The organism is Flavobacterium sp. KACC 22761, from assembly GCF_034058155.1.
In the GTDB taxonomy this organism is placed as follows: domain Bacteria; phylum Bacteroidota; class Bacteroidia; order Flavobacteriales; family Flavobacteriaceae; genus Flavobacterium.
The window spans coordinates 1,232,921-1,253,390 of the sequence record NZ_CP139148.1 but is presented as its reverse complement, the minus strand read 5'-3'; the positions used below and the strand labels follow the sequence as shown (position 1 = coordinate 1,253,390).

At 34.4% G+C, this 20,470-nt stretch carries 18 protein-coding genes; 6 read left to right on the top strand and 12 right to left on the bottom strand.

Translation table 11 applies throughout. The annotated features are described in order from the left end of the window. Nucleotides 1–16 precede the first annotated feature (16 nt). Nucleotides 17–1,810, bottom strand: a complete 1,794-nt coding sequence (gene uvrC, locus SCB73_RS05595; protein WP_320569108.1) for an excinuclease ABC subunit UvrC — start codon at nt 1,808–1,810, stop codon at nt 17–19. Nucleotides 1,811–1,944: 134 nt separating this feature from the next. Here uvrC and SCB73_RS05590 point away from each other — a divergent pair, with 134 nt between their 5' ends. After that, nucleotides 1,945–2,925: a succinylglutamate desuccinylase/aspartoacylase family protein gene (locus SCB73_RS05590; RefSeq protein ID WP_320569107.1), complete on the top strand. Its 981-nt coding sequence runs from the start codon at nt 1,945–1,947 to the stop codon at nt 2,923–2,925. Then, complete coding sequence (locus tag SCB73_RS05585) at nt 2,912–3,481, top strand: 5-formyltetrahydrofolate cyclo-ligase (protein WP_320569106.1); 570 nt, start codon at nt 2,912–2,914, stop codon at nt 3,479–3,481. Before SCB73_RS05590 ends, SCB73_RS05585 begins: the two co-directional genes overlap by 14 nt. A gap of 183 nt (nt 3,482–3,664) precedes the next feature. Here the strand turns inward: SCB73_RS05585 and SCB73_RS05580 are convergent, their stop codons facing one another. The 8 genes from SCB73_RS05580 to SCB73_RS05545 all read right to left on the bottom strand — a co-directional run bounded on the left by SCB73_RS05580 (nt 3,665) and on the right by SCB73_RS05545 (nt 13,074). Further along, entirely contained in the window at nt 3,665–4,408 is a 744-nt protein-coding gene (locus tag SCB73_RS05580; protein WP_320569105.1) for a tetratricopeptide repeat protein, read from the bottom strand. Nucleotides 4,409–4,423: 15 nt separating this feature from the next. Beyond that, complete coding sequence (locus SCB73_RS05575; RefSeq protein WP_320569104.1) at nt 4,424–6,178, bottom strand: BatD family protein; 1,755 nt, start codon at nt 6,176–6,178, stop codon at nt 4,424–4,426. Nucleotides 6,179–6,309: 131 nt separating this feature from the next. Next, nucleotides 6,310–7,089: a tetratricopeptide repeat protein gene (locus SCB73_RS05570; RefSeq protein ID WP_320569103.1), complete on the bottom strand. Its 780-nt coding sequence runs from the start codon at nt 7,087–7,089 to the stop codon at nt 6,310–6,312. A 141-nt stretch (nt 7,090–7,230) separates the two neighbouring features. Then, nucleotides 7,231–8,265: a vWA domain-containing protein gene (locus tag SCB73_RS05565; RefSeq protein ID WP_320569102.1), complete on the bottom strand. Its 1,035-nt coding sequence runs from the start codon at nt 8,263–8,265 to the stop codon at nt 7,231–7,233. Between the two features lie 80 nt (nt 8,266–8,345). Continuing rightward, entirely contained in the window at nt 8,346–9,347 is a 1,002-nt protein-coding gene (locus tag SCB73_RS05560; RefSeq protein WP_320569101.1) for a vWA domain-containing protein, read from the bottom strand. After that, nucleotides 9,347–10,978 (bottom strand): phenylalanine--tRNA ligase subunit alpha, encoded by a 1,632-nt coding sequence (locus SCB73_RS05555; protein ID WP_320569100.1) that lies wholly within the window; start codon nt 10,976–10,978, stop codon nt 9,347–9,349. The genes SCB73_RS05560 and SCB73_RS05555 overlap by 1 nt, the downstream gene beginning before the upstream one ends. Nucleotides 10,979–11,126: 148 nt before the next feature. Next, nucleotides 11,127–11,990: a DUF58 domain-containing protein gene (locus SCB73_RS05550; RefSeq protein ID WP_320569099.1), complete on the bottom strand. Its 864-nt coding sequence runs from the start codon at nt 11,988–11,990 to the stop codon at nt 11,127–11,129. A gap of 79 nt (nt 11,991–12,069) precedes the next feature. After that, nucleotides 12,070–13,074, bottom strand: coding sequence for an AAA family ATPase (locus SCB73_RS05545; RefSeq protein ID WP_012022804.1), 1,005 nt, complete (start codon nt 13,072–13,074; stop codon nt 12,070–12,072). A gap of 212 nt (nt 13,075–13,286) precedes the next feature. Here SCB73_RS05545 and SCB73_RS05540 point away from each other — a divergent pair, with 212 nt between their 5' ends. After that, complete coding sequence (locus SCB73_RS05540; RefSeq protein ID WP_320569098.1) at nt 13,287–14,162, top strand: aldo/keto reductase; 876 nt, start codon at nt 13,287–13,289, stop codon at nt 14,160–14,162. Between the two features lie 73 nt (nt 14,163–14,235). On the opposite strand, the gene SCB73_RS05535 is transcribed toward SCB73_RS05540, so the two are convergent. Beyond that, nucleotides 14,236–15,045 carry a DUF4382 domain-containing protein gene (locus tag SCB73_RS05535; protein ID WP_320569097.1) on the bottom strand — a complete coding sequence of 270 codons (810 nt, stop codon included), beginning with the start codon at nt 15,043–15,045 and terminating at the stop codon, nt 14,236–14,238. Between the two features lie 182 nt (nt 15,046–15,227). On the opposite strand from SCB73_RS05535, the gene SCB73_RS05530 reads away from it, so the two are divergent. Both SCB73_RS05530 and SCB73_RS05525 read left to right on the top strand, forming a co-directional pair. Next, nucleotides 15,228–15,983 carry an SDR family NAD(P)-dependent oxidoreductase gene (locus SCB73_RS05530; RefSeq protein WP_320569096.1) on the top strand — a complete coding sequence of 252 codons (756 nt, stop codon included), beginning with the start codon at nt 15,228–15,230 and terminating at the stop codon, nt 15,981–15,983. 134 nt (nt 15,984–16,117) lie between these two features. Further along, entirely contained in the window at nt 16,118–17,263 is a 1,146-nt protein-coding gene (locus SCB73_RS05525) for an ATP-binding protein (protein WP_320569095.1), read from the top strand. 127 nt (nt 17,264–17,390) lie between these two features. Here SCB73_RS05525 and SCB73_RS05520 read toward each other — a convergent pair whose 3' ends face one another. Further along, a complete protein-coding gene (locus SCB73_RS05520; RefSeq protein WP_320569094.1) occupies nt 17,391–18,134 on the bottom strand; it encodes a DUF3298 and DUF4163 domain-containing protein in 744 nt (247 codons plus the stop codon). Nucleotides 18,135–18,333: 199 nt separating this feature from the next. On the opposite strand from SCB73_RS05520, the gene SCB73_RS05515 reads away from it, so the two are divergent. Continuing rightward, nucleotides 18,334–19,476, top strand: a complete 1,143-nt coding sequence (locus tag SCB73_RS05515) for a cystathionine gamma-synthase (RefSeq protein WP_320569093.1) — start codon at nt 18,334–18,336, stop codon at nt 19,474–19,476. Nucleotides 19,477–19,565: 89 nt separating this feature from the next. Here SCB73_RS05515 and SCB73_RS05510 read toward each other — a convergent pair whose 3' ends face one another. Next, the gene (locus SCB73_RS05510) at nt 19,566–20,357 is read right to left on the bottom strand and encodes a THC0290_0291 family protein (protein ID WP_320569092.1); all 792 of its coding nucleotides are present in this window, start codon (nt 20,355–20,357) and stop codon (nt 19,566–19,568) included. Between the last annotated feature and the right edge of the window lie 113 nt (nt 20,358–20,470).

Sequence of the window (20,470 nt, the reverse complement as noted above, 5' to 3'; positions counted from 1 at the left end):
AGTACATAAAAAACAGCTAGTTGGTTTTGTAAAAGTCGACAATTTTTTTGGCTTTTGAAACCCCAATAACATCCGAAATTTCTTTTTCTGTTGCTAATTTCAATCTTTTAACACTTTTAAAATGCTGTATCAAAGTCAGCATTGTTTTTTCTCCAATTCCAGGAATGCTTTCAACAGATGAATTTAGTGCGGCTTTGCTTCGTTTATCGCGGTGAAATGTGATTCCGAATCGGTGTGCTTCGTTACGCAATTGCTGAATCACTTTTAAAGTTTCGGACTTTTTGTCTAAATATAACGGAATCGAATCGCCTGGATAAAATAGTTCTTCAAGGCGTTTTGCAATCCCGATAATGGCAATTTTTCCGCGTAAACCCAATTCGTCTATGCTTTTTAATGCGGCTGAAAGTTGTCCTTTTCCACCGTCAATAATGATTAATTGTGGCAAAGGTTCATTTTCTTCTAACAATCTTTTATAGCGTCGGCCCACGATTTCGGTCATCGAAGCAAAATCATCAGGACCTTCAACGGTTTTTACATTAAAATGGCGATAATCTTTTTTGCTTGGTTTTCCGTCTTTAAAAACCACACAGGCTGCCACGGGATTTGTTCCTTGAATATTCGAGTTATCAAAACATTCAATGTGACGCGGTTCAACAGGCAAACGTAAGTCTTTTTGCATTTGCGCCATGATTCGGTTTGTATGTCTGTCCGGATCTACAATTTGCAATTGTTTTAATTGTTCGATTCGGTAGAATTTTGCATTCCTGATTGATAAATCCAGAATCTGTTTTTTGTCTCCAAGTTGTGGCACTGTTGTTTTGATGTTTTCGCCCAAATCAATTTCAAACGGAACGATGATTTCTTTTGATAATAATTCAAAACGTTCACGAAGTTCAATAATGGCAAGTTCCAATAATTCTTCATCACTTTCGTCCAGCTTTTTCTTCATTTCCAAAGTATGCGAACGAATAATTGAGCCGTGGGAAATTTGCAGAAAGTTTACATAAGCGGCGCTTTCGTCAGAAACAATTGAAAAAACATCAACATTGGTAATTTTCGGATTGATGATCGTAGATTTGGATTGGTAATTTTCCAAAACTTCAATCTTTTCTTTGATTTTTTGCGCCTCTTCAAATTGCAGATTCTGCGCATAATTATTCATTATCTTTTTGAAATCCTTTAAGCTTTCTTTGAAATTTCCTTTCAAAATTTCGCGAATCGCATTCACTTGTCTTTGATATTCTTCCAACGGTTCCAAACCTTCGCACGGACCTTTGCAATTGCCAATATGATATTCCAAGCACACTTTGAATTTGCCAGAATCAATATTGGATTTGCTTAAATCGTAATTGCAAGTTCGCAACGGATACAATTCTTTGATTAATTCCAAAATCGTGTGAACCGTTTTGAAATTTGTATAAGGGCCAAAATATTCAGATCCGTCTTTGACCATTCTTCGTGTTGAAAATATTCTCGAAAAAGGTTCTTTTTTAATGCAAATCCAAGGATAACTTTTGTCATCACGCAACAATACATTATAACGTGGCTGCAGCGTTTTGATTAGATTGTTTTCTAACAAAAGCGCATCCGTTTCCGTTGGAACTACGATGTGTTTTATGGTTACGATTTTTTTGACCAAAACATTCGTTTTGGCTGTATCGTGAATTTTATTGAAATAGGAGGAAACCCTTTTTTTTAAATTTTTGGCTTTCCCAACGTATAAGATCTTCCCGTCTTTATCGTAATATTGATAAACGCCCGGATTGTCAGGCAAGGTAAGAATTTGAAGATCTAAGGACGGTTTTTGCATTCTGTTTTGTTTCTGAAGATTGTGAAAAAGCGTTCAAAAATCATTTCAATTTCTGAAAAAAGCTTAACACTGATTTAGAATCAAATTTACGAAATCAAAAGAATAATTTCTATATTTAGCTTTTATAATTCTACATGAAAAATAATAAGCCCTTAGTTATTTTCGACGAAACAATTTTGCCGGGAGAAAGCAGAACAATTAACGTTGAAATCGCAAGATTGCACACTACAACAAAACTTAATATTCCGGTAATTGTACGCCGTTCAAAAATTGAAGGTCCAGTTGTTTTATTTTCAGCCGGAATTCACGGCGATGAAATAAACGGAGTAGAAATCGTAAGGCAAATTATCAGCAAAAAAATAAATAAACCGGCTAAAGGAACTATTATTTGTATTCCTATTATCAACATGTACGGTTTTGTAAACAAGTCACGTGAGTTTCCTGACGGACGGGATTTAAACCGAGTTTTTCCGGGAAGCAAAAAAGGTTCACTTGCAAGCCGTTTTGCCTATCATATTGTAGAAGAAATTTTGCCAATTTTGGATTATGCAGTTGATTTTCATGCCGGAGGCGCCAGCAGATTCAATGCGCCACAAATTAGAATCACCGAGAATAATCCCGAATTGAAAGTTTTGGCTGATGTTTTTAATGCGCCTTTTACTTTGTATTCTAAAAATATAAGTGGCTCTTTTAGAAAAACTTCTGAAAGTGCCAATGTAAAAATGCTGCTTTTTGAAGGTGGAAAATCTTTGGACATCAATAATGATATTGCCAACGAAGGTGTTCTGGGAGTAAAACGACTATTGCATTATTTGGAAATGCTCGATTCAAAACAGCTTGTCGAAGCTGCACCAATGCCTTCTATTTATATAAAATATTCGTTCTGGCTAAGAGCGAAATGTTCCGGTTTGCTGCATGATTTTAATTTAGTTGGGAAATTTGTTACTAAAGGTACTATCTTGGCTATTATTACAGATCCGTTTGGAAAATTTGAGCAAAAGGTAAAAGCACCTCACGATGGATTTGTAATCAATGCTAATCATTCTCCTATTGTATACGAGGGCGATGCAATTTATCATTTATCTAAAAATAGCCCAATAGATGGCGACGAATAAAAAAGAACTTAGACTACAGTATAAAAATCTTCGTAAAACACTTTCTGAAGAGGAAATTGAAGAAAAAAGTTTGGCTATAGCCAATAATTTAATTCAGCTTCCAATTTGGGATAAAACCTATTTTCATGTTTTTCTTCCCATAGTTGAACATAAAGAAGTAGATACCGAGTTTATTTTACATCTACTTTCAGGAAAAGACAAAGAAATTGTGATTTCGAAAAGTGATTTTGAAACCCGCCAAATGACGCATTTTCTTTTGACCGATAATACAAAAATCAAAAAGAACGAATATAATATTCCAGAACCTGTAAACGGACTTCAAGTTCAGAGTTCAAATATTGATGTAGTTTTTGTACCGCTTCTGGCTTTTGATGAAAATGGAAATCGGGTTGGTTACGGAAAAGGGTTTTATGATAAATTCTTATCAGAATGCCGACCAGAAACTATAAAAATCGGACTTTCTTTTTTTAAAGCCGAAAATCAGATTGAGGATGTTTTTGAATCGGATATAAAATTGGATTATTGTGTGACGCCTTTAAAAATCTATACTTTTTAATATTTAACCGTATAAATGATATAAGTTAATTTAGATTCAATGGTTTTTATAAAGCGGTTTTTGTTATATCATGATTGGTGATTTTTAAAAAAAAGCGGTTTGAAAAAATATCAATAAAAAAATCCCGAACGCCAAGTTGAAAGTTGGAATTCGGGATTTTTTTATTTTGAAAATTTAAAACTTTTACTTCACTTCTTTAATAGTCGAACTATCAATCCAACCTTCGGTTCCGTCAGTTAATTCGATTTTTTTCCATTGGCCTAAAACTTCGGTTACATAAACTTTTGCACCTTCATGTAATAAGAAAATAGCGGCGCCACCTTTTTGTGGTTCGCTGCGAACTTCGCTTAATTCTGCAAAAACAATTGCCGGACGGTCATTGTCAAAATGATTTTTTTCAGACATTCCTGCTGAAACGCTTAATCCTAAAACAAGTAAAAGAACAAACATTCCGATGAAATAAATTCTCTTCGTAAGCGTAATTTGTGAAAAATAATACCCGATAAAACTCAAAAGAAAAAGAAACGCAATTCCAACAGAGATTTTGGCCCAAGTATTATAATCAAAAATGCCAGTAAAATTCTGAATCAATTTTGCGAAACCTACTTTTGGCACTTCTTTGATTTCGTCTATAGTCAGTTTTTTGGCAAATTTTAAATTGTTCAGCGTTTCAGGATCATGAGGTTTTAAAACTAAAGCTTTTTCATAATTGTAAATTGCCGGTGCCACTTTGTTCAGCTTATAATAACTGTTTGCCAAATTAAAATACAATTCAGCCGATTCTTGTTTGTTTTCTTTTATAACAGCTTCATAAGCCTGAATAGCTTCTTGATAATTGCCTCTTTGATACATGGCATTTCCTTTTTCAAAGCTTTGAGCAAAGAAAACCTGTGTGATCAATAAAAAGAGATATACTATATTTTTCATTTTATTTTCTTTAATCTAAACAATTTGCTTTTCTAATTCTGAAATAATCAAAACAGCTTTATCAAAATCTTGTTGAATAGAAGCGCTTGATGCCGGAGCATATCGTGCAAATTCGCAGTTTTCAGTCAAATGAATAAAGTTTTGAACTGATTCTGGATTTGCATTTCGAGATAACAGCAATTCGCGAATATTGTCTTTGCTCATTTCTGAGGTTTCAATATGCAGTTTTGCTTTCAGGAAATTGTGCATTGCTTTTTCCAGTGCAATATAAAATGCTTCTTTGTTGTTAAGCTGTTTTTTAGCTTCAGATAAATATTTCTTAGCCAGCTTATTGTTCATCTTGATTCGGTTTCCTGCTACATCGCCGTCAATTGCTTCTTTTTTCTTCTTAGCAATAATGATAATTGGCAAAATGATGAAAGGCGCAAACAATAATGCATAATACAAGTCAGAACCGTAAAAATCATTTTTAGCAATCGAAACCAAAGTCGTTTTTGATTTGATATACTTAAACTGATCTGTTTTAGAAATTACATTTTTCGCCGCGTTTGCAGTACTGTTTGCTTCAGCCTGCATTGGTCCGTCTAAAACATCAATTGCAATTTCTTGCGAAGTGATGGTTTTGTATGAGCCTGTGCCTAAATCGAAATAAGAAAACTGCATCGGTTTAATGATGTATTTTCCTTTGTACTGCGGAATTATAGTGTACTTGTCAGATATTCTTCCAGACATTCCAGTTAGCGAAGTCGTAACTTTTTCGTCATGAACAGGATCGTACATTTCTAATGCATTTGGCACAACTGGTTTAGGCAGTGTAAATAATTTCATGTTTCCAGATCCAGAAGCGCTCACGATTAAGTCTAAACCTTCACCACTTTTTACACTTGTTTTAGATGGCGTAACCACAAAGTTGAATTTCCCTACGGCTCCGCTGAAATCTGCTGGTTTTCCAGCTTCAGGAAGTGGTCGTACATTTATGGTTTTGGCTCCAGCCGAAACTACTTTATTATCCATTGTTGTGATCATCTGGCCAAACATATTTCGGCGATCTGTAGGCAATTCAACGCCAATGTCTAATGAAAGTGGCTCGATGGTTAATTTGCCTGATTTTTGAGGATATAGAATCGTTTTTTTCAAAATCACAAAATAGCATCTTTGTCCTTGGAAGCTTCCTTCTTCAATTGCCAATTGTTTGATGTCGATATTCTGATTCCAGAAATCATTATATTTTGGTTTTGCTAATTCCTTAAAGCCAGTAACACCAATATTATTGAAATACAATTTGTAAACCACTGTAATTGGCTCGTTCAAATATGGATTTGTTTTTGAAATTTCGGCAACGAGATTCAATGTTTCACTTCCTTGACCTCCTTGTTGTTGCCTGTCGCTTGGATCTCTTTCTTGAGCAACGGCATTTGTAACCACAACTTTTATAGGAGATGTTTTGTAAATCTGTCCATTAAATTCAATGGCAGCTTGTTTGATGACAACATTTCCTTTTTGAGTAGGTTGCAGTATATAAGAATAGATTTTTTGAAAAGAACTACGTCCGTTTATCCAAGATTGGCTTATTTGCTGACTTGGTCCTGCTACAACTTTAAATCCATCAAAATTAGGCTGTTCAAAGTTATCTCCATCAACATTCATGATGAAGTCAATTCGAATTCGCTCATTAAGCCCGAGCGTATTTTTGCTGACTCTGGCTTCAAATTGAACTTGTGCCAAAAGTCCTTGAAAAGTGAATAGAAATAAAATTAAAAATCTTTTCATTTATTCGTTTAATCGGTTTTTTTGTTTGTTGTTTATAGTTTTTAGTTTGTTGTTGTTGTTGTTTTGTCTATAAATGCTTTGCTTAATTTGTAAAAAGCATAACGATAAACCAAAAACAACAAACAATCAATCTACCAGTCTTTTTCTGTTTTTTTCGGACTTCCTTTTACTTTTTGCGCGTTTACCTTGTCTTGAATTTTTTTCTCTTCATTGTTAACGGCATCTAATAAATTTTGAACGCGTTCTTTAGATATTCCTCCAGGTTGTGGTTTTGGCTGTCCATTATTATCAGACTTGTCGTCTTTTTTAGGATCGTTTTTGCCATCTTTTTTATCCTTGTCTGGGTCGCCTTTGTCGTCTTTTTTATTTTTGTCTTTGTCCTTGTCCTTATTTTTATCCTTGTCTTTGTCCTTGTCTTTATTTTTATCCTTATCCTTGTCCTTGTCCTTGTCCTTGTTTTTGTCTTTGTTATCGTTTTTAGGAGGATTTTCTTTTAGCTTTTGTTTGGCCAAAGCATAATTGTATCGTGTTTCATCATCGGTTGGATCATTTCGCAATGCTTGTTTGTAGGCTTCTACGGCTTGCGTATAATCTTTCTCTTTCATGAAAACATTCCCTAAATTGTGATAAGCTTTATGCTTTTCAGGTCGGGTTTTGGCGTTTTTTATCGCTTTCGCGAAAGCAAATTTGGCTTCTGCAATCTGATTTTGTCTGTAAATTGTATTTCCGAGATTGTATGAAGCGGTCGCTTTGTTTGGAAATTTTGATTGCGAAATTCTATAATTCGCTTCGGCATCAACAAATTTATTCTGTTTATATTCTTCGTTCCCGTTTGGCAATGTTTTGTCTTTTTCCTGAGCAGAAACTGCTAAAGAAAACGTTAGTAAAATATAAAGAAGTAAATTTTTCATTCTAAATTTTTATTTTTTTGTTGGCCACGAATCTCACCAATTATCGCTAATTTATCGTTTGCATATTTTTGAATTTCACAAAACAGATTAATTTAAAGTGATTGTTTTCGTGTAAATTCGTGTAATTAGTGGCGAACTTTATTATTTCTTTTCGTTAAATAAATTCAACTCTTTGATCCAATTTGTTTTTCTTTCCAAAAGGAAAATATCTAAGAATAGTAATAGAAAAGCAAAACCAAGAAACCATTGAAATTGCGATTGAAATTCGGCCATTTGTGTCGCTTCAAATTCTGTTTTCTGAATATTGTTCAAGGCATTTTTAATGTAATCTAAAACTTCTTTAGTGTTGCCACCGTAAACATAACCTCCTTTTGTTGCTTTTGCAATCGTTTTTAAACCTTCCTGATTCAGTTTTGTGATGACAATTTCTCCGTTTTGATCTCTTTGATGATTTCTGACGATGCCATTTTCTTTTAATGGAATAGTGCCTCCTTTTTCAGTTCCAATACCAATTGTGATGATTTTCATTCCAATTTTGTTTGCTTCTTCGGCAGCGGCTGTTGCGCCTTCAGAGTGATCTTCTCCATCAGAAATCAAGATAAGCAATTTGCTTGTTTTGCTTTTTTCATCAAAATAAGTTGCTGATAATCGGATTGCTTCATCAAGCGAAGTTCCCTGAGATGAAACCATGTCTGGACTCATGCTTTGCAAGAACATTTTTGCAACGCTGTAATCAGAAGTAATTGGCAAAACTGGGAAAGCGCTTCCTGCGTAGGCGACAATTCCAATTCTGTCGCTTCCTAATTGATTGATGATTTGCGAAACAATTTGTTTGCTTTTCTCTAAACGGCTTGGTGCAACGTCTTCAGCAAGCATACTTTTAGAAACATCGACAGCAAAAACAATATCAATACCTTCACGTTTTACGGTTTCCATTTTTGTTCCAATCTTCGGATTTACAAGTCCGATAATCAAACAAGCAAGCGCTAGAAGTATAATTGATAATTTTAAAACAGGCTTAAAAACGGAACTTTCTGGGCTCAGTTTTTTGACCATTTCCAAATCACCAAATTCGCGTTGTTTTTTTCGTTTCCAATACACATTGAAAAGGAAAATACATACCACTATTGGCAGCAAGAATAAAAGGTATAAATATTTTTTTTCGTCTAATTCCATTTTTTAATTCTAGTTCTCAGTCGCAGTTTTCAGTCAAAGTTTTTAGTTGTAAACTGTAAACTGTGACTGCGACTAAAATATTAAATAAAGCTTCTATAAACTGTATTTCTTAAACCAACTTCCAGCAATAATAAAAAGACTGCCAATGCAACGAAAATTCGGTATTTTTCGTCATAATCGTAGAATTTTAATTCCTGGATTTCTGTTGTTTCTAATTTATTGATCGAGTTGTAAATCTGAGCTAAACGGTCATTGCTTGTTGCTCTAAAATACGTTCCATCCGTTTTTCGGGCAATACTTTTCATTAATTGTTCGTCGATTTCTACTTTTTGCATTTTGAATAAGAAACCGCCATTTGGTCCGTATGCATAAGGCGATTCAGCCATTCCGTTTGTTCCTAAACCAATTGTATACACTTTGATTCCGTATTGTTTTGCAATATCAGCAGCTGTTTCCGGCTCAATAAATCCGGCATTATTTACACCGTCTGTCAATAAAATAATAACGCGGCTTTTTGCTTTGCTGTCTTTTAGTCGGTTTACGGCAGTTGCCAATCCCATTCCAATTCCAGTTCCGTCTTGTAATGCTGTATCGTACTTAATGCCTTTTATTGCTTCAAGAATAATCGCTTTATCGCTTGTAACTGGAGTTTTGGTATAAGCTTCAGAAGCATATAAAACCAATCCGATTCGGTCATTTGGTCTTTCTCCAACAAAGTCGGCGGCAACTCTTTTTAAAGCTTCCATACGGTTTGGCTTTAAATCTTTTGCCAACATACTTCCAGAAACGTCAATTGCCATTACAATATCAATTCCTTTTGTTGTTTTAGTTTGATTGCTGATATCTACTGTTCTAGGTCTTGCCAAAGCAATAATCAAAGAACATAAAGCTATAATTCTAAAAACGTACAAACAAGGCTTTAATTTCGTCAACAGCGATTCGCTGTTTTTGAAACCTTGCGTCGAACTCATTTTTAAAGTCGCCGACTGCTGGTTGCGTTTCCAAAAATACCAAGCAATTACTACCGGAATCAGAAGGAAAAGCCAAAAGAATTCTGGATTTAAAAAAGTGATTTTTCCCATTAGTTGCTTGCTTTTTTAAGTTCAACAGAATTTAAAATTCGGTCTGTAATTGTGTTGGCATAAGTGTCGCCTTCTTCGTGCGAAATAACAATTTGCTGTAAACCTTGTTCTTGCTTGAAAATAAGAATTTCGTAATACACTTTTGAACTGGTTTTTGTAGCTGGATTTATAACCGTCATGGTGCCGTATCCTTTTATACCTTGCACGCCTTCATTAGTCTGGTAATCTTCTTGTTTTACAATAATATTTTGTCCTCCTTGCGCTTCAATAACTTTTAATGAACCTTCTAAAGCTTTTGACAAATCAATGTCAGTCGGGGTTTTAAATTTAGTGGTTGAAACCGCGACATAAAAATTTTCAATCATACTTCCATAAACAAAAAGCTGCATTTCTTTAATCAAAGCCATTGCATCTTTTGGCAGCACTTTTTGGGCATCCATACGTTTTAAAACTTGTGGTGTTTCGATTAAAACACCTGGGTTTCCGTATTCGCTTTTTACCCATTCGCTTTCTAGAAGTCGTTTAGTTGGGTGCAATAAAACTGTATCTTTTACAGCGGTGAAACCTTTGGTAGCGATAAAAAACGCCATTGTTAAAAACAGTAAGACCGCAACAGATCCAGCAGCAAGAACAATTCGTTTGTTTCTTTGTTTCTTCAGCTGAAGTTTGATTTGCTTTTGTCTTTGTGCTTCGTTCAGTAATTCGTCTTCTTCAGATGGAATTTCTGTCGGAATTGCATTATCCAATGTTAGAATTACTTTCTGAATTTTATTTCGGTCCTCAGTAATTTCGAAATCTAACGGTTTTGATTTCGCAAATTTTACCAAATCCGCTTGACGGAGAACACGCTCTAGATTTTCAACCGTTTCTGGCGTCAAAGTCATTTTCTTTTTAGTCGATGCAGTTTTGATTGCTGCGATCAATTCAGATGTTGTGCTTTCCATTGCTGGAATATGAATTGCCTCTTCAATATAATTTCGGGCAATATCGGTCAATTCACTATAGTATTCTTTGATTTCACCTTTTTGAATAAGCTCTTTTGATTCTAGGCTATTAAGTAAACTAGTTGCTTTTTCAATAGGTGTTTTGTAAACTTCTTCTTCAATTTTTTTCTTCTGACGTTTTTTGGTGTCAAAATAAACAAAAGCGCCAATTCCAAGAATAAGAACAAGCAATAGTACATAGAGCCACCAATTTCCAAAACTGCTATCTGTTCCAGAAATGTCTTTGATGTCGTACATTTTTTGCTGCAATGTATCAACTTTTACAGCGGCAACTTCAACTTTGATAGAATCTGAGAAATAAGGTTTTTTGTCAATCAAAATTTGAACCGGCGAAATGGTATATTTTCCTGAATCAAATTGCGTTAAGCCATATTTCTTAATCAATTCATAAGTATCGTTTTTCTTAACCGTATCAATTGGATACGATTGAATAACCTCTAATGAACCAATGGTTTTTGGCTGTGGAAAAACAACTTTCGATTTTGAGCTTACGACTGTTTTAAGCGTAAGTTTAAACTCGGCACCAATTTTATTTTTTGTGGTATCAATACTTGTTTCTACCTGTTTTTGCTGTGCAAAAACCGCCGATGTAAGCAAAAATAGAAATATGTAAAATTTTAATTTCATTTGATTTTTGATTTCAGATTCTAGTCTAAAACTAAAGCTTAAAAATGGGACACTGATGACGCAGATTTAAGCGGATTATATTTTGGAATTATTGCATTTAAAATCTAATATTCTAACAATCTAATCCCGAAGTCTCGGGATAACAATCTTAACGTGATTTGAAATAGCCCAATAATTTAGTAACATAATTTTCATCGACTCTGGTATTTACTACACCGGCGCCAGATTTGCTGAAAGTTTCTTTGAAATAATTAACTCTTTCATGATAATGTTTCTCGTAATTCATTCGGACAGCTTTAGAACCTGTATCGACCAAAATTGTTCTTCCAGTTTCAGCATCAAGCATATTTACCATTCCAAGATTCGGAATTTTTTCTTCGCGAATGTCATAAACGCGAACTCCCGTTAAATCATGTTTTTTTGAAGCAATTTTTAATGTTTGCTCATAATTTTCAGACATGAAATCTGAAATCATAAAAACAATGGCTTTCTTTTTTTGAGTTCCCGATAAAAATTTCAAAGCTTCAGAAATATCGGTTTTGTGACTTTTTGGTTCAAACTCGATCAATTCTCGAATGATTCTCAAAACGTGCGAACGGCCTTTTTTGGGCGGAATGTATAATTCGACATTATCAGAAAATAAAATCAATCCGATTTTGTCGTTATTTTGTGTAGCCGAAAAAGCCATCGTTGCCGCAATTTCGGTTACGATGTCTTTTTTAAATTGGCTTTTTGATCCAAAACCTTCAGAACCCGAAATATCCACCATCAAAACCATGGTCAATTCGCGTTCTTCTTCAAATACTTTAACGTGAGCTTCGTTGTAGCGTGCAGTTACGTTCCAATCGATGTTACGAATATCATCTCCGTATTGGTATTGACGCACCTCGCTAAACGTCATTCCTCGTCCTTTAAATGAAGAGTGGTATTCTCCCGAAAAGATATGATTACTCAGTCTTTTCGTTTTGATTTCTATTTTCCGTACTTTTTTTAAAAGCTCTTTTGTATCCATTTTTGATTTGGTTTATGGTTTATGGTTTATGGTTGATGGTGTATAAACCATCAACAAAAAACTATCAACCATCAACTTTTTAAGGTACTTCAATCTCGTTAACGATTTTGTTGATAATGTCTACAGAAGTAATGTTTTCAGCTTCGGCCTCATAAGTAATTCCAACTCTGTGACGCAAAACATCGTGAACAACTGCACGAACGTCTTCTGGAATTACATAACCACGACGTTTGATGAAAGCGTAGCATTTTGCAGCATTAGCCAAGTTGATACTTCCACGTGGAGAAGCTCCAAAACTGATAAGCGGTTTTAAATCGGCTAATTTGTATTTTTCTGGGTAACGTGTAGCGAAAATAATATCTAAGATGTATTTTTCGATTTTTTCGTCCATGTACACTTCACGAACTGCTTCCTGCGCACGCAAGATTTGATCTACAGAAACTACCGGATTTACTTTTTCATAACTTCCTTTTAAGTTCTGACGAATTACAAAACGCTCTTCATCGATTTTTGGATAATCAATTACAGTTTTTAGCATGAAACGGTCAACTTGCGCTTCTGGAAGTGCATAAGTACCTTCTTGCTCAACAGGGTTTTGCGTTGCTAATACCAAGAAAGGACGATCTAATTTGAATGTAGAATCACCAATTGTAACTTGTTTTTCCTGCATTGCCTCTAAAAGTGCTGATTGAACTTTTGCAGGAGCACGGTTAATCTCATCGGCAAGTACGAAATTGGCGAAAATTGGTCCTTTTTTAATTGAGAACTCGTTTGCTTTAATATTGTAAATCATGGTTCCGATAACATCGGCAGGCAGTAAATCTGGCGTAAACTGGATACGGCTGAAAGAACCCTGAACCGCTTGTGAAAGCGTGTTGATGGCTAAAGTTTTTGCCAGACCAGGAACTCCTTCCAATAAAATATGCCCTTGTCCAAGTAATCCGATCAATAGACGCTCGACCATATGTTTCTGACCCACAATAACTTTGTTCATTTCCATTGTAAGAAGGTCTATAAAAGCACTTTCTCTTTCAATTTTTTCATTTATCGCTCTAATGTCTAAAGTCGTTGTATTTTCTTCCATATAAATATTTTTAAAACCTTGATTTTTACGCCTAATTTTTGAGAGTGCAAATTGAATATTTTTTGAGAAGTAAGATGTTAAAGAATGGTTAAAACTTCGACCAATGACTTAATTTTAAGGACTAATTGTGAATCTATTTTTATATTTTTAAGAACTTTGATGATTATGTTTTATTAAAGCATAATTATTACCAAAAATAACGCATAATTATTATGAGCAAAACAGTCTTATCGCCTATTATTTCAGGCACTATGAATTGGGGAGTTTGGGATAAAAACCTTACAACCAAAGAAATGGAAAACATGATACAGGTAAGTATCGAAAACAAAATTACGACTTTTGATCACGCGGATATTTACGGTTCGTATACGACCGAAGCCGATTTTGGAAAAGCCTTTCACGCAAGTAAGATTGCCCGTGAAAAATTACAATTAATTACCAAGTGCGGAATTCAGATGATTGCTGATAAACGCCCCGAAAACAAAATCAAACATTACGATTATTCTAAAGACTATATCATTAAGTCTGTAGAAACATCTTTGAAGAATTTAAAAACAGATTATGTAGATGTTTTTTTACTTCACAGACCAAGTCCGTTGATGCAGGCTGATGAAATCGCAGAAGCAGTAGAAAAGTTAAAAGGAGAAGGAAAAATTATCGATTTCGGACTTTCGAATTTTACGAGTTCTCAAACCGAATTGATTCGTCAAAAAACGGAAGTAAGCTATAATCAAGTGCAATTTTCGGCAACGCATTACGAACCAATGTTGGACGGAAGTTTAGATTATATGCAGACGCACGGAATTCGTCCGTTGTCATGGAATCCGCTTGGAACTGTTTTTAGAGAAGATACTAAGAAAACACGCCGTTTGAAAAAACTGTTTTCGACGTTATTGGAAAAATATCATTTAGGAGCAGATACGATTTTGCTCGCTTGGATTTTAAAGCATCCAGCTAAAGTAATTCCGATTGCTGGGACAGTGAATGTTGCTAGAATTCAAGCTTTATTAAAAGCAGTAGAATTGGATATGGACAAAGAAGATTGGTTCGCGATCTGGACAGAAAGTATGGGCGATGATGTGCCTTAATTTTTAAAATTTAATCCTAAAAAAACAGCTGTCCTAAAGGGTAGGATAGCTGTTTTTTTAGGATTAAAAGTTTTTATTTTAAAATTAGAGTGTTCATGTTTGTAATTTGTCCATTTACCACGACCACATTAGGAACCACCAAAGCAGGTAATTGTGAACTTGCATCTGGTGTAATTGTTACCGAGTAAGTTCCTGCTGGGATACCATTTAGCTGAAATACTCCTGATTCATTTGTATAAGCTGAAACAGTTGTATCTCCAACCTGCACCGAAACTAAAGACTGGAAAGTGAAAGGTGTTACAATGCCTTTAATTATTCCAGATGTAGCATTTGTTGAAACTCTGATTACAGGATGCAAATTGAAGTTGCCTGAATTACCGGCTTCAACAACAACAGAATGCTCTACATCAAAATCTAATAGAAAATCATAAGTTGCACCAGCTGTCAATGTTTGGTTAACTTTTAATTTTAAACCTGATTGTTGGGCGCTTGGTGTTTTCAAAGGATAAGTTGCGCCGTCTTTAACAACAGTATTATGCTCTCCAAGAATTAATCGTATTTGACCTAAATATCCAGAAGGCACTTCGTTATCTGCTAAAAGCACATTTACCCCACCTGTTAAATCCAATAAATTATATATTCCTGGTTTAATATTTCCGATACTAACCCAGCCGTCTTCACTAGTTTCAGAATTGCTTTTAATTTTAACGTCCAAAACTTCGACGTTCACTTGATCGTAATCACCAGGCGCATCAGTCATTCGTACACTTACTTTTGAAGTTTGTGAACTGTCATCACTATCAGTACTATTACAGCTTGTTATTAACAAACATGACAATGAGGCCAGAAGAAAAATTCGTAATTTGAGGTTTACTTTTTTCATAAGTCACTTTTTTTTAAATTAGTAAATTAATAACGCATAATAAAATTATTTTAGTGCTTATATACAGTAATTTTGTATTGAAATTAATTAAATCTTAAGGAAAGAGAGATTAGTATTAAAAGAAATTCAAGTCATAAATATTGACATGCTACTTGATCTGTGGCAAAAAATAAATAGTTACAATGAAAAAAACAGCCCTAATAACTGGAGCAACAAGCGGAATAGGAAAAGCAACCGCGCAAATATTGGCAAAAAACAATTATAAAGTTATTCTTTGCGGCAGACGTAAAGAGCGTTTAGAAGAATTAGAAAAAGAACTTTCTGTTTTTACAGAAGTACATTCTTTGTCTTTTGATGTGCGTGATAAAGATGCTGTTTTCTCAGAAATTAATTCTTTACCAGCTGATTTTTCTGCTATTGATGTATTGATCAACAATGCGGGAAATGCACATGGTTTGGATCCAATTCAGAATGGAGATGTTGATGATTGGGATGCCATGATCGATATTAATGTAAAAGGTCTTTTGTACGTTTCAAAAGCTATAATTCCGCAAATGATTGAAAGAAAATCGGGCCACATTATCAATATTGGTTCCATTGCAGGAAAAGAAGTATATCCGAACGGAAATGTGTATTGCGCTTCAAAACATGCCGTTGATGCGATCAATAACGGAATGCGAATGGATTTGAATCCGTACGGAATTCGAGTTGGCGCAATTCATCCAGGAATGGTAGAAACCGAGTTTAGCGAAGTGCGTTTTAAAGGTGATGCTGACAGAGCTTCAAATGTGTACAAAGGTTTAGATGCGCTTCAAGCAGAAGATATTGCCGACATTATTCATTTTGTGATTTCGAGAAAATATCATGTAAATATTGCCGATTTGATTGTTTATCCAACAGCACAAGCCTCGGCGACAATTGTTAAGAAAAATATTTGAAAGAAAATTTTATTGTAGAGACGCACTGTTGTGCGTCTTTTTTACGTTTTAAGATTATGAATTGGAAGTAAAATGATTTGCGGGTTTTTAATTAGTGTAAATTAGTGCAATTAGTGGCAGAAAAAAAATAGACCATGATCAACAAGCGCCTTTTGATAAAGAATCTCCTTGCTCATAATGATGAGAGCAGTTTTTATGATAAAAAAAGGCAGTTGAATCTTCATTCGCGAGAAGGCAAAGGGAAGTTTTTAAAACATATTTGTGCATTATCCAACTCCAATCCAAATAATAATTCTTATATCGTGGTTGGGGTAGAAGATCAAGACAATGAAATTGTTGGCGACGATTTTTTTGATGACAGCCGAATTCAAAATCTGGTCAATGCTTTTTTAGAAAATCCACCGAAAATTCAATACGAAAACGTCCCTTTTCCAAATCTTCCAAAAGACAAAGTAATCGGTCTGGTTACCATAAAACCTAAAAGCAAAATTTCTTATTTTAAAAAAGGCATTCACACTATTCTTGCGAATAGCATTTTTATAAGGCGTGGTAGCAATTCTACTCCTTTGGAAGAGCACGAGGAAGTCGAGAAAAATTATCAAAATACCGAAACGGTAATTGGAATTGAAAATAGTTCTCGAAACAGCATTCAATATACTTTAGACGGCGTGATCGATTTTATGAATTTCAGGCACAAAGATATGTCGCCGAAATATCACGTTTTTAAAGAATTGTTTGTGATTTGTTGGGCTGGAGTTGCAAAAAAATCTCGAGATAAAACGTTTCTTTCTAGAGTCGATATCGAATTGATCAATGAGCAGATCAAGCTATTTTATTCGGCGCTAGATGTTGTCACTATCGAATACAATGACGATACTTTTACCATTACAGAATATGTTCCGTTGGGATTAAACGACAAAACAAGCTTTTATCCTTTGGAAAAACAAACTATACATTTTTTTGATAATGGATATTATAAGATTGATCGTGAAATGCTTTTTCAGCCTCCGGAATTCAATCGAAAAATGCTTTATCATATTTACAATTCAAATATAGCATTGCTTCAAAAACTGCAAAAAGGATTTGCGTTGTCTTCACGAGAATTAGCAGATCTCGAAAATCTTCCATCAACTTTTATGATTTGTTATTTGAATGGTTTTGACGAAGCCAAGCAAAAATTAATCGATTCAAAATTATTGCTAAAGCCGTTTCCAGCTGTTTATTTGTCCTTTAAAGAAGCGCTCCGAGTTTTGAGAAAGATGAAATATGATGTGCAGTAAAAAAAGGTGCTAAGTTTCTGAGATGCTAAGATTCTAAGTTTTTTTACTTAAACTTAAAAGTTTATTGCGCTGTAGTGCATTTCTAAAGAAAGCTCAAAATCTTAGCATCTCAGAAACTTAGAATCTTTTAATGATATTTCAAATATTTATTGACTTCATCGTATGAAAAAAGAATCTCTTTCGGACCATCGGCATAGGATGCGGCTTCGTATGAATTGTAATATAAAAGCAGGCCTTCTTCGGTATAAAATATATTCTGAGGCAATTGAAATTTGTCGTTTTCAAACATTAATCCTGTCGCATTGATATTGGCTTTTGTGGGAATTTTATATTTCTCTCGGAATTTTTTTTCGGCGAAAGCCTTAAATTCTTTTTCGTTGGTAAACAATTGATCTGTAAAAATTGTTTTTCCGGTTTTAGGATTAAACAATAACGATTTAAACCCTTGATAGCCGTGCGCGCCTCCGGTAAAAGTATAATGGTCAATTTTTATGTTTAAAATTTCATCAGAATGAAATTCTACATTTCCAATTATTTTTCCTTCCCAACCAAAAGTCTCTTTTGGAAATTTTTTATGCATTTCTTCATATGAGTCTATAAACGATTGAGCTAGTATTTTATAATCGGTTGCTTTTGCGGGATTTTCGCCAAAATAAACGATTTCTTTTATGACCGAAAAAACCTTTTTATTGATGCTGTCGGCGGTGATTTTTGCATTTTTTGCAATTGGAACCTCGATCGTAATTTTTGGACAATCGCTTTTGCACGGAATAGCAGATTCTTTTTCAAATGTTTCATTGTCAAATGAAAGCTCTTTGTTACAACTTGTGAATATCAAAAACAAAAAGACTAAAAAAGTATAATGTTTCATATATGTAAAAGTTATTTGTTAATCGTTATTTGTAGGATCGCACTTTATTTGTGTTTTTTGTTTTTGCAAAGTTCTAGCTAGTAGCGATTTCAGATCAAAAAAGTGTTAATTATATACAAAGGTAAGAAGTTGTATCAGGATTAGAATAAATTAAACGGTAAATTTGTACAAGATTTAAGGATTTAAAATTTGTAACTATATGAAATTCAATACTAAAGTAATACATGGTGGTCAGCATCATGATCCAAGTACAGGAGCAGTTATGCCTCCAGTGTATCAAACTTCAACTTTTATTCAGACAAGTCCAGGGAAACCTTTGGCAGATTATGAGTATAGCCGTGCGTCGAATCCAACTCGTACAGCTTTAGAAAATGCTTTGGCAAGTATTGAAAATGGTACGCGTGGATTGGCTTTTTCGTCTGGATTAGCAGCGACGGATTGTGTTTTAAGATCTTTTAAAGCCGGTGACGAAATCATCGCAATGGATGATTTATATGGAGGAACATACAGAATGTTTTCTCGAATTTATAAAGATTCAGGAATTAAGTTTCATTTTGTAGATATGACTGATATCGAAAAATTGAAATCATTAATCAATGAAAATACAAAATTGATTTGGGTTGAAACGCCAACAAACCCATTGATGAAATTGGCCGATATTGAAGAAGTAGCCAAAATCACAAAAGCAAACAATATTTTATTTGCAGTAGATAATACGTTTGCAACACCATATTTGCAGAAACCGTTGGATTTAGGAGCAGATATCGTAATGCACTCTGCAACAAAATATTTAGGAGGACATTCTGATGTTATTGCCGGTGCTTTAATTGTAAAAGATGAGGCTTTAGGTGATCAATTGCATTTTCAACAATTTGCAACTGGTGCGACCTTAGGGCCAATGGATAGTTTTTTAGTTTTAAGAGGAATTAAAACACTTGCGTTACGAGTTCAAAGACATTGTGAAAATGGGGAAAAAGTGGTGGACTTTTTAAGCAACCATCCAAAAATAGATACAGTTTATTATCCAGGTTTGGCAAACCATCCTTTTCATGAAATTGCTAAAAAGCAAATGAAGGCTTTTGGCGGAATGGTTTCGTTTACTTTCAAATCTGGTAAAAAAGAAGATTCTATTGCGTTTTTAGAGAAATTGAAAGTATTTACTTTAGCCGAATCTTTAGGTGGAGTTGAATCTTTGGCAAATCATCCAGCTTTGATGACGCATGCTTCTATTCCTGCTGATAAAAGAGCTGAAGTTGGTATTACTGATGATTTGGTTCGACTAAGTGTCGGGATCGAGGATGCAACAGATTTAATAGCCGATTTGGAACAAGCGCTTTCTTAAAAAAGAAATTCCAATAAAAACTAAAATCCCAAATTCCAATTTTGATTACTTTGGAATTTGGGATTTTATATTTTAGGATTTAAATTTTTTTAGAACTCTAAATAATAGATGTATCCGAAGTTAAACCAAACCTGCCAGTCGTTAGATTTGTTTTCTTTATAAAGATCTTTATTCGGATTCAAACCGTCGATCCAGTCATTGCTATACATTTTAAAACGAGATTCAAACATTAAATCGCTCATTGTTGTCAGTTTGTAATGCACGCCTACGCCTCCTGTTGCCGCTACAACAATTCCATCTTCTGTAGAAAATCCGTGTGGTCTTCCATCAGAAGGAGTTAAGTATTTTCCAGGAGTTATATTCGGAAGAGTTAAATCTCCTAAGTGAGAACCCACTTTTGCAGAATAATAATCTACCTGAAATCCTAAACTTAGATACGGACTAAAACTACCAACTGAGTTTTCAAAATCGTGTATTTTAATAAACGAAAATTCTAATTGAGAGCCTAATCCTATTGTAGTTGAACTTGCATTCATGTTTTTAAGCATAGTAACAACAGGGGTTTCTGGTTTTTTGTCAACCCATCTTCCGTAATGTTTCAATTCAGTGTGGCTATACGAAAGTTCAGATCTTACTTTAAAATGCTCGGTAAAAAAACTTTCATGATTATTAGCGGCAGAAAAATTGATGAAATGTATAAGTCCAACACCAAATCCAGTGTTTCCCACATTGGTGTCAAAATTGTTTCTTTGTCCAAAATCTGACTGCAGTGTTACGGGGCCTGCGAAAATTCCTATTTCTTGTGCAAGAGCAGATTGAGCATTTGCAACAGTGCTTATGCCAAGAATGGCAAATAGCGTGATAATTACGGGTTTGAGCATAAAATTTGGGCTTAGAAATCTAGGCAAATATATAAAAAACCTTGTCTAAACAAAATATTAAATAAGGCTATTAAAAAATTAGTAACAAAACACTTAATTTTCTGACTTTAAGT

What these genes read in the sequence shown, in the direction of transcription:
- uvrC (WP_320569108.1), bottom strand. Translation starts at nt 1,810, where the DNA reads ATGCAAAAACCGTCCTTAGATCTTCAAATTCTTACCTTGCCTGACAAT.
- SCB73_RS05590 (WP_320569107.1), top strand. Translation starts at nt 1,945, where the DNA reads ATGAAAAATAATAAGCCCTTAGTTATTTTCGACGAAACAATTTTGCCG.
- SCB73_RS05585 (WP_320569106.1), top strand. Translation starts at nt 2,912, where the DNA reads ATGGCGACGAATAAAAAAGAACTTAGACTACAGTATAAAAATCTTCGT.
- SCB73_RS05580 (WP_320569105.1), bottom strand. Translation starts at nt 4,408, where the DNA reads ATGAAAAATATAGTATATCTCTTTTTATTGATCACACAGGTTTTCTTT.
- SCB73_RS05575 (WP_320569104.1), bottom strand. Translation starts at nt 6,178, where the DNA reads ATGAAAAGATTTTTAATTTTATTTCTATTCACTTTTCAAGGACTTTTG.
- SCB73_RS05570 (WP_320569103.1), bottom strand. Translation starts at nt 7,089, where the DNA reads ATGAAAAATTTACTTCTTTATATTTTACTAACGTTTTCTTTAGCAGTT.
- SCB73_RS05565 (WP_320569102.1), bottom strand. Translation starts at nt 8,265, where the DNA reads ATGGAATTAGACGAAAAAAAATATTTATACCTTTTATTCTTGCTGCCA.
- SCB73_RS05560 (WP_320569101.1), bottom strand. Translation starts at nt 9,347, where the DNA reads ATGGGAAAAATCACTTTTTTAAATCCAGAATTCTTTTGGCTTTTCCTT.
- SCB73_RS05555 (WP_320569100.1), bottom strand. Translation starts at nt 10,978, where the DNA reads ATGAAATTAAAATTTTACATATTTCTATTTTTGCTTACATCGGCGGTT.
- SCB73_RS05550 (WP_320569099.1), bottom strand. Translation starts at nt 11,990, where the DNA reads ATGGATACAAAAGAGCTTTTAAAAAAAGTACGGAAAATAGAAATCAAA.
- SCB73_RS05545 (WP_012022804.1), bottom strand. Translation starts at nt 13,074, where the DNA reads ATGGAAGAAAATACAACGACTTTAGACATTAGAGCGATAAATGAAAAA.
- SCB73_RS05540 (WP_320569098.1), top strand. Translation starts at nt 13,287, where the DNA reads ATGAGCAAAACAGTCTTATCGCCTATTATTTCAGGCACTATGAATTGG.
- SCB73_RS05535 (WP_320569097.1), bottom strand. Translation starts at nt 15,045, where the DNA reads ATGAAAAAAGTAAACCTCAAATTACGAATTTTTCTTCTGGCCTCATTG.
- SCB73_RS05530 (WP_320569096.1), top strand. Translation starts at nt 15,228, where the DNA reads ATGAAAAAAACAGCCCTAATAACTGGAGCAACAAGCGGAATAGGAAAA.
- SCB73_RS05525 (WP_320569095.1), top strand. Translation starts at nt 16,118, where the DNA reads ATGATCAACAAGCGCCTTTTGATAAAGAATCTCCTTGCTCATAATGAT.
- SCB73_RS05520 (WP_320569094.1), bottom strand. Translation starts at nt 18,134, where the DNA reads ATGAAACATTATACTTTTTTAGTCTTTTTGTTTTTGATATTCACAAGT.
- SCB73_RS05515 (WP_320569093.1), top strand. Translation starts at nt 18,334, where the DNA reads ATGAAATTCAATACTAAAGTAATACATGGTGGTCAGCATCATGATCCA.
- SCB73_RS05510 (WP_320569092.1), bottom strand. Translation starts at nt 20,357, where the DNA reads ATGCTCAAACCCGTAATTATCACGCTATTTGCCATTCTTGGCATAAGC.